At 57.1% G+C, this 7,878-nt stretch carries 6 protein-coding genes; 5 read left to right on the top strand and 1 reads right to left on the bottom strand.

Translation table 11 applies throughout. The features are described from left to right. From PQR08_RS30990 to PQR08_RS30975, 4 genes are all read left to right on the top strand, one after another. On the top strand, nucleotides 1-1,816 hold a 1,816-nt coding region (locus tag PQR08_RS30990; protein WP_408163494.1), incomplete at its 5' end, for a TonB-dependent receptor. Between the two features lie 579 nt (nucleotides 1,817-2,395). Then, nucleotides 2,396-3,031: a surface-adhesin E family protein gene (locus tag PQR08_RS30985; RefSeq protein ID WP_408163492.1), complete on the top strand. Its 636-nt coding sequence runs from the start codon at nucleotides 2,396-2,398 to the stop codon at nucleotides 3,029-3,031. 1,125 nt (nucleotides 3,032-4,156) lie between these two features. Further along, entirely contained in the window at nucleotides 4,157-4,867 is a 711-nt protein-coding gene (locus PQR08_RS30980; protein WP_250486560.1) for a hypothetical protein, read from the top strand. Nucleotides 4,868-5,699: 832 nt separating this feature from the next. Beyond that, complete coding sequence (locus PQR08_RS30975) at nucleotides 5,700-6,098, top strand: HNH endonuclease (RefSeq protein ID WP_313761202.1); 399 nt, start codon at nucleotides 5,700-5,702, stop codon at nucleotides 6,096-6,098. Between the two features lie 413 nt (nucleotides 6,099-6,511). Here the strand turns inward: PQR08_RS30975 and PQR08_RS30970 are convergent, their stop codons facing one another. Then, nucleotides 6,512-7,084, bottom strand: coding sequence for a hypothetical protein (locus PQR08_RS30970; protein WP_408163490.1), 573 nt, complete (start codon nucleotides 7,082-7,084; stop codon nucleotides 6,512-6,514). A 600-nt stretch (nucleotides 7,085-7,684) separates the two neighbouring features. Between PQR08_RS30970 and PQR08_RS30965 the strand changes: the two genes are divergently transcribed. Continuing rightward, nucleotides 7,685-7,849, top strand: a complete 165-nt coding sequence (locus tag PQR08_RS30965; protein WP_408163488.1) for a hypothetical protein — start codon at nucleotides 7,685-7,687, stop codon at nucleotides 7,847-7,849. The last annotated feature ends 29 nt before the right edge of the window (nucleotides 7,850-7,878 follow it).

Raw genomic sequence — 7,878 nt, 5'->3', positions numbered from 1 at the left:
CGTGACGGACGGAAGCTCGAGCAATCGGCCGTATGCGCTGAGCGGCACGCTCTACGATCTCGATCACATCTCCGTGCTGCGCGGTCCGCAAGGCACGCTGTACGGGCGCAACGCGGTGGGCGGCATCGTCGATATCGTGACTGCGAAGCCTTCGAGGGCATTCGAGGGCCGCGCATCGGTCGATGTCGGCAACTACGCCGCGCGCAATCTGGAAGCGATGGTGAACGTCCCTGTTAACTACGTGCTCCAGTTTCGCGTGGCCGCGATCTCGCGCCGGCATGACGGCTACGTGAACAGCGCGCCGCAGGCCGACGGCGACGACGAGGACACGCGCTCGGGGCGTCTGTCCGTCGCGTTCGAACCGGCTTCGCATCTGCGCATGCTGTTCACTGCGCAGCAGACGACATTGAAGGGCGTCGGGCCGGTTTCGCTCGACATTCCCTATCTCTACGACGCGAACGGCAATCTCTCGCACGACAAGCCGCCCTTCCCCGTCGATCCGCACACCTTCACCTATGCGACCGCACAATCGCAGAGCATCGAAGATACGGTCGCGCGCTGGAGCATCGCGTACGACTTCCGGGGCGTCGAACTCAGCTACACGGGCAGCTACGACAACCTCACCTGGCGTCATGCCGCCGACAGCAGCCCGAGCTTCGCCGACCCGGTTTCGTATCGCCAGAACGAGTTTCCGAAGACGCAGACGCACGAAGTGCGCGTGAGTTCGCTGGGCGATGGAAGATGGTCGTGGCAGGCGGGCGTGTCGTACTTCCACGAGTCTTCGTCGCTGTACAGCGCGAACGAGTCGCCGTTCGATGGCGGCGTCTTTCTGCCCACGCTCGCGTTCGCCTACGGCATTCGCACGACCTCGACGGCGGCGTATGGCCAGTCGTCATACTGGGTGACCGACAAGATCAGGCTGACCGCCGGCATGCGCGTCACGCACGATGAAAAGAGCCGCGCTGGCGAGTACTTCTTCGCGAACTCGAGCGAGCCGCCATTCGACTATACGCACGTGCCGCAAAACGACTCGGGCTCCTGGTCGAAGCCGACCGTCCACCTCGCGGCCGAGTACGCGCCGACCTCGGCGTTGATGAACTACGTGCGCTACGACACCGGCTACAAGTCGGGCGGCTTCTCATCGTCGGGATCATATGCGCCGGAGACGTTGAGAGGCATCGAGATCGGCACGAAGTCGATGTGGAACGCGCAGCGCGTGCAGATCAACGCGAGCGTGTTCGACTACGACTACTCGGGCCAGCAGATCGCCCAGCTCGTTCCCTTCGCCGACGGGCGCGTGGGCACGAAGATCGTCAATGCTGGACGCACGCGTATCTACGGAGCCGATGCGGATATTCGCGCGCTGATCGATCCAGTCGGGCTCGTGACGTTGTCGGTGGCCTGGCTGCACGCGCGCTTCACCGATTTCGCCGTCGATGACGGCAGCGGCCAGAACGTGCAGCTGGCCGGCAACGCGCCGCCGCAAAGCCCAGTTTTCACCATCGGGTTCGGGCTCGAACATGCGTGGACCACGGACGCAGGAAAGGTCATCGGCCGCGTGAACGCGAAGTTTCAAACGGGCCAGCACTTCACGATCTACAACTATGGCGACGATTATCAGAAGCCGTATCTGACCGCTGACCTGTCGGCAACCTGGATACCGAACCGCAAGAACGTCGAGCTGATGGCGTATGTGCGCAACGTGACCAACCAGCGCATCTTCACGGCCGCCGAGGAATACACGTTCGACGACTCGTATCGCTACGCGTTCGCGGCGCCGCGTACATTCGGCGTAAAGGCCACATATTACTGGTGATCGTCGAAGGACTTCTCGACCGAAGGCCGTCCGAGAAGCATCGGGCTCATGGACCGTTCTTGCGCCCGTGACACTGCTCGATGCCAAAACTTGAAAGTCCGTTTTCCGTGACGAAGCAATTTTTGAACGAAGCGCACGTCGGCCATCCGGCGACGTGTGGCGATGAACAGCACTCCTGTCCCACGGACCGTGTGGCGCAAAATCCATAGCTGCGCTAGTCGCACGGACCCCACGCGCATCGGCGTGTGGCTCACATTCAGTTCGGTCTTGACTGAAACTCGGCCTTTGCCGTCATTCGACGAGGCTCGATCGGACGTCAGCAATACGGCGGGTTGCTGACCGTGATGCGGTCGCACAGCGGGATTGCCACTTCCTGAATCCGCCAACTCACAGTTCCGACCCATTGCAGGACCCGCATAGAACCACATGTATGACCCTCCCAACACGAATATTTTTCGCCATCCGCCCTCAAGTTTTCAGATTTGCTGACGTCAACCGTGATGGGCAACCATGGCATCGACTCATGCCAGGTCTACATAAATCAAAAAGCGTGAAATTCAAAACATGCAAGCAACTGCCGTGAACACACCGAAGAAACGCCGTTGGGGCCCGTTTCTTCTCTACTTCATGCTGCCCTCGCTCGTGAGCAAGATGATCTATCCGAGCCGCGACGCTGCATTGATGTGGGATTTAATCCTGGTCGCCTACGGCGCCGCGCTCGTCGTCTGGGCTGAGAGATTCCCCTACCTACGTGACCTGCCTTCGGTGAAGGGTTGGAAAATCTGGGGCGGCATCGTCCTTATTGGGAACACCGCGCTTATCGGCTATCTCCTGACCCAACCGTCCCCGCCAAGCGGACCTTGGCAACAGTTCGCTAAATGGTCTGATGGCACAGGCTTGGAATCGCAGTTGTTCATCGATCCCGAGACCGTTGAAACCAACAATGACGGTCGACGCACTGCATGGGTGAAGATGGAATACAACAGCACTTATCAAGCCACCAGTGGCACATACATTCGCTCGATCGTCTTGAAGGTTCTCGTTGACTGCCAGCAGCAAAGCGTGGGAACACTCTATGAGGACGATTTCACGAATGAAGGTCTGAGGGGAGCCGTGACCCATAGCGTTCAGAATAAGCCCGAAGAAGCCCAGATGCGTGTCATGAATAACGAGACCTTTTACCTCTGGAACCAGAATATCTGCCAACGGACATAGCCTCTTGACGACTTGCCAGTACCACCAACCAATCGTGAATAGACCAATGTTTGCACGTATTGCAGGAAGCCTTTCTCTTAGCCCTCGCGTTTGTCTCCAACAGTCAAGCGGGAGACCTGGATGATGTCCGAGCTGCCTAAAGTCACATCCAGCGGCAACAAGCATCTGCCCAAGCTCTACAGGACAAGTCCGATGCATTAGAAGCCAAGTCGCAGGACATCACAAGCGCAAATCTTCATCGCTTTCTACAAGCAAGCAAAGAAGGCGGGGGTGGGTTTTTCGAAGGTTGATGTTCCGACCACAGTCACGCAATCCACTGATGGCTTGATGACGACCCAGACAATCGCCCAATATGACGGTGGGCTTGTTGTAATCCGAATATGCGGATAGAGACGATATTTCCGATTGCATGCCCGAAGACTACACGCACAGACCATAGGATGATTGATACACAGATAACGATGAAGTCCGCTGCATGCGACCTAGGCTGATAGAAGGTCGCTTCCGCGTTGCGAGCGGCCACTCAGGCAAGTTTAAAATGACCGCTCTTGCCGGAGCCCCTGCCTCACAACGAATGATGGCGCCTCGCCCATAGCCGACATTGACGCTGGTTGCCTTCAAAGTCGGCAGGCTAGCGGGTAGCCGACGTTGCCGGCGTCGAGCAGCAGGACTGCAACTGATCGGATCAGGGAACGAATGTCGGTTGATGAACTGCAGAGGCCGCTTTCTCGCGGTCCTCGCCGACGCGTCGTCGGCCATATTTGCCGTTCGGGTGCGGTCATCCTTCAGATGGCATGAATCGGATTGACGACCTTCATCGTTCGCCGGGCAACGTCATCTTTCTCTATTAGCGAATATGCCCTGAAAACCTATTGTCGTCTCTGACGAACGAATCGATGAATGCCTCGAGGCGTCTCCGATGCTTAAGGAGAAGCAACTTCGCGCTCCCTTCCGGACAGGGAGCGCGGGCGGCCTAAGGCGTCTCTACGCGATAAACTAACAGCGACGAAATTGACCAATGAGTTTCGAAGCGGTTCAGCGTAGGGATAACAGCAATAGACACAGACTATGGAAATTCCAATTGCATTTTTAATTTTTGATTAACAAACCTTCGGGCCGGATACCATGTCCTCAAAGTCTGACCGTGACAATCGCAGCAATCAACTCAACCCGAACAACGATGCTTACTGGAGTTCCAGGCAGGGCAGCACAGGCTCGGATGACGACGACGACTTTGCCCCTTACCGAGATGCGTCTGCTTCCCACATCGTTCTTGAGCCGCAATCGTTCTACGGCACGTGCTTTATGGCGATCGTATCCTTCGAGGGTAAAACGCGGCATGTCCGGTTCGAGATCAGATCGGATAGGTGGCGCGAATTTGACGTGGCGGAAAGCGTCTGGGACGCGCAACTGAGGTGGATGGCGGAGGAGTCGGTGCTCGGTGTTGCTTATGCTCGCATTGCGGGATCTAGCAGAGACCGCAAGTATCACAATTTTATCTGGAACAGTCCCAAAATCGAGAAAAGCCGCTTGCAACAGGAGAGGGCTCGGTTGATCGACGCGATAGCTCGATTGACTCTCGAGCAGGAACGCCTGTCGTCAGTAGAGGACCCCATACATCGGGCAATGATATCGACGACGCACCATTGCACCCTCATCGAAACGAACAGCTTGCGCAATAAGATTGCGCAAGCGGAGGCATGGTACTCGACAATTAATGACGTGGCCAATAAGTTCGAGAGGGCATTTGAATGGGACGATCACGCTGGTAGCGAAGACCTCGGGGTACTGACCGAGTACGTCGCATATGATGCACCAAACCCATACCGTGGTTAACGCAAGATGGGCTTTAAGCATCTAGTATGCAAATGAGCTAGGTTGCTTGTTCGTCAGTTTGTCCGATTAAAGGGGATGGCCGCTGGAGACGCGCGCTGGAATCTGCGCATTCCCCCGACTTGGCGTCGTCGTTTGGTTGTCTCGATTAGTGGCTTACATCGGCGTGCGTTCGCGAAAAAAAATGCGCTCGATCCGATCATCAACTGCTCGCCGTTACCTTTACCTGGACATCGGAAACATGATGGTCGGCGAAGCATCCGCCTGCTATTGGCAGTCGGATGGCCGTTTGCTGGGTGAAGAGCCGCCAACTGAGTGTCCGGTCGACACGACGAGCGAAAGGCCCTTCATGGCAGCGCCCTTCCGGACGGCGAACACAAGGACCTCTGCGTTTGCAGACGCTGGGACGGGGCGGGATCTATGCCAACAACATGCTGGATTGCCGACGGGGCACGGGGCACGGGGCACGGGAACGACAGCTTCACTTCACGAACGAAGTAACACTCCCGGCGCGAGCCACCAGTCGGACTCGCGTCATTGGAAGGATCGCTTGCGATGTACAGCTGCTCCGCAGCCGTCGTATTGCTCGACGAATAGTTGGTCGTATCAACGGCTCTGCGAATGCGTAGGGCACCGATCCCCGACGCGTAATCAAGAACAGTCAAAGGAAAAACTTGCCTGACGGATTCAAAGTGTATTAGACTCAGCGCGTCAGTCTCATAAGGGACTTACGTGGTGCCAGTGCGATTGAGTCGACTGGTTTCCGCCGTCGTCCTTTTTAGAGGCGAGCGGGTTTCGAACTTTCTCGAAACTTTCCTGATACCAGGAGTCGCTCATGACCTCATCAATCGCGCGATACCGTGCTCGCGCTTTCAAACGTCAATCCGGTCTTTGCTTCTATTGTGGTTGCCCAATGTGGGACCGCTGCGCAGACCCGTTCATTGACCGATATAGACTTTCCCGCCGTCAGGCGCTGCAGTTGCAATGCACGGCCGAACATCTACATGCCCAGATTGACGGAGGGGAGAATTGCCCGCAGAACATCGTTGCAGCCTGTCGAACTTGCAATGCACGGCGACACTATCGGAAAGCGATAAGAAATTCGAACGAGCACCGAGCGCATGTTCAGCGTTGCGTGAGTCGAGGAAAGTGGCACGCCAAATGGGTCTTCGACTATTTGGCCTTAACCACAGTATGCCAACAAGCGGCAGAGGCGAAAACTCCGACGGCCTGAACGTCGGCTGAAGTTAAGGCCTGCCCGCGCGCGTTATCGCACGCCTTCGACGCCGCGGACATTAGCACGCGTCGAATCAACCTCGAGATCACTCGTCGAGTCGGAGCCAATCTGCGATGTCCCAAATATGGAAGCGCGAGACATGCAAATGGCGGAGTCTGAACGCCAGCCGAAGTTCGAAACTGGCTAAGCCCAGGCTGGCGGCCGACTCGAGCACTTCGGCCTTAGCCGACATTGAGGCTGGTTGCGTCTAACGTCAGGTGCGGGGCAGATTGCCGGCCTTGGCGGAGTCGCACGACGGGGGTGCGATTGCGTGCCAGCGGATTCACACGCCCCGGAGCCGACGTTCGAGGTCTTCTTTCGAATATCTGCCGATCGCGGGCCGAATCAACCGGTCGACGCAGCAGCGGTCGTTAGCGACGCAGCGGTGAAAGGTCTCGACATGACCGATCAGAGCAGAGTCTGGTGTTGCGTGCGCAGCACGGTAAGCGTGTGCTCCACGTCATTCTGAAAATCTGCTGGCCACGCGGGACTTTGAACATCCAAGGATTCAATGCCCTTGTCTTTCCAAAATCGGTGTAGCTCTTCGAAGCTGGCCTCGTGCCGGAAAATTCGGCGAAGCTGTCTGACAGCCGCCCGTCTTCAAGTAGATGCATTTTGGTCCGGATGAGCATGCGAATCTGTGCATTGATAGGGATGAAGTAGCGTTCGATGAAATACCGCCAAAAGCGATCATCCTCAGGCGAGAAGCGATGAAAATCGATACCACCCCTGTCGTTGCATAACAACTTTCGCGCTGCGATATCAAAGGTTGCACCCGAATCCTCAATAAGCCCAAGAAGCGGTCCGTATAATTCGGAGATCTGCCGTTCTATATGCCCGCGCTTCCCGTTCTCGCGGCGTGCAGACAAGTCCCTGCGCGCGGCAAGGTCGTGCGCTACGAACCATCCAACAATGAAAACGAGCGCCGAGACCAGAGTAGCCATAGTTGAAGATTGTCCTCGAAGATGTGATGAGTGAGTCAGCAAACAATTGGCGCGGATGCTGGCAGAGCTGCTTAAACGGCTCATGAACGTGAAGACGCTGCACGAGCAACGCGGTGGTTCGCAACGGCTGCCGGCCAGAGCGCAAAATATTGACACCGGTCGAGCTGGGTCTCCGTGAGAGTGCCGACGGAACGCGATCAGTCAGGTTCGAGGTTATAAACTAATTCGTCGATCGTCCCGCCGTACGTGATGAAGTCCCTCCGTGCCGAGCACCTTGAAGGAACAGATCGTCAGGGTGAGGCTGGCTCCCGACAGAGCGATTACCGCTTTTCCCGTATCCTCGCTCATGATGGATGATGCTAGTTTCCGACTTCGACGATCAGATCTTCAGCTGAAACCTCCGCCGCCTTTGCTTTCTCGCATCGACTCCACGTACATCAGCTTCGGAAAGAACGCACTGTTGGTGTGGGCAATGAAACGGGCGCGGGCGGCTTGCTCGGACGGCGGTCGATCATACTCGGGCGATTGCCGCGTCGACGCAGAAAAACGTCTTCAACTAAGCCCGCAGTCAGTGCGAACGGCAAAATCGAGTTCAAGGAAATGGCGAGCGCCACCGCCAAACTCGCGCGCACCGCAATGCAATCGTCGGGCCGACCGGTCACGCCGCTCGCCGACAGCGCCAGCGATTTCCCGCAAAACCAGCGGGTGCCGTGCTGGACGCGAGCGGTGACGTTGGGCGGCGGCGATGCGCTCGTTTTGATCTAATCTTTAGATATTCCATGGAGCCGCATGCG

Origin of the sequence: Caballeronia jiangsuensis, assembly GCF_046030135.1 — a bacterium.
In the GTDB taxonomy this organism is placed as follows: domain Bacteria; phylum Pseudomonadota; class Gammaproteobacteria; order Burkholderiales; family Burkholderiaceae; genus Caballeronia; species Caballeronia jiangsuensis.
The sequence above is the reverse complement of the archived record's forward strand: the minus strand, read 5'-3'. Positions and strand labels throughout refer to the sequence as shown.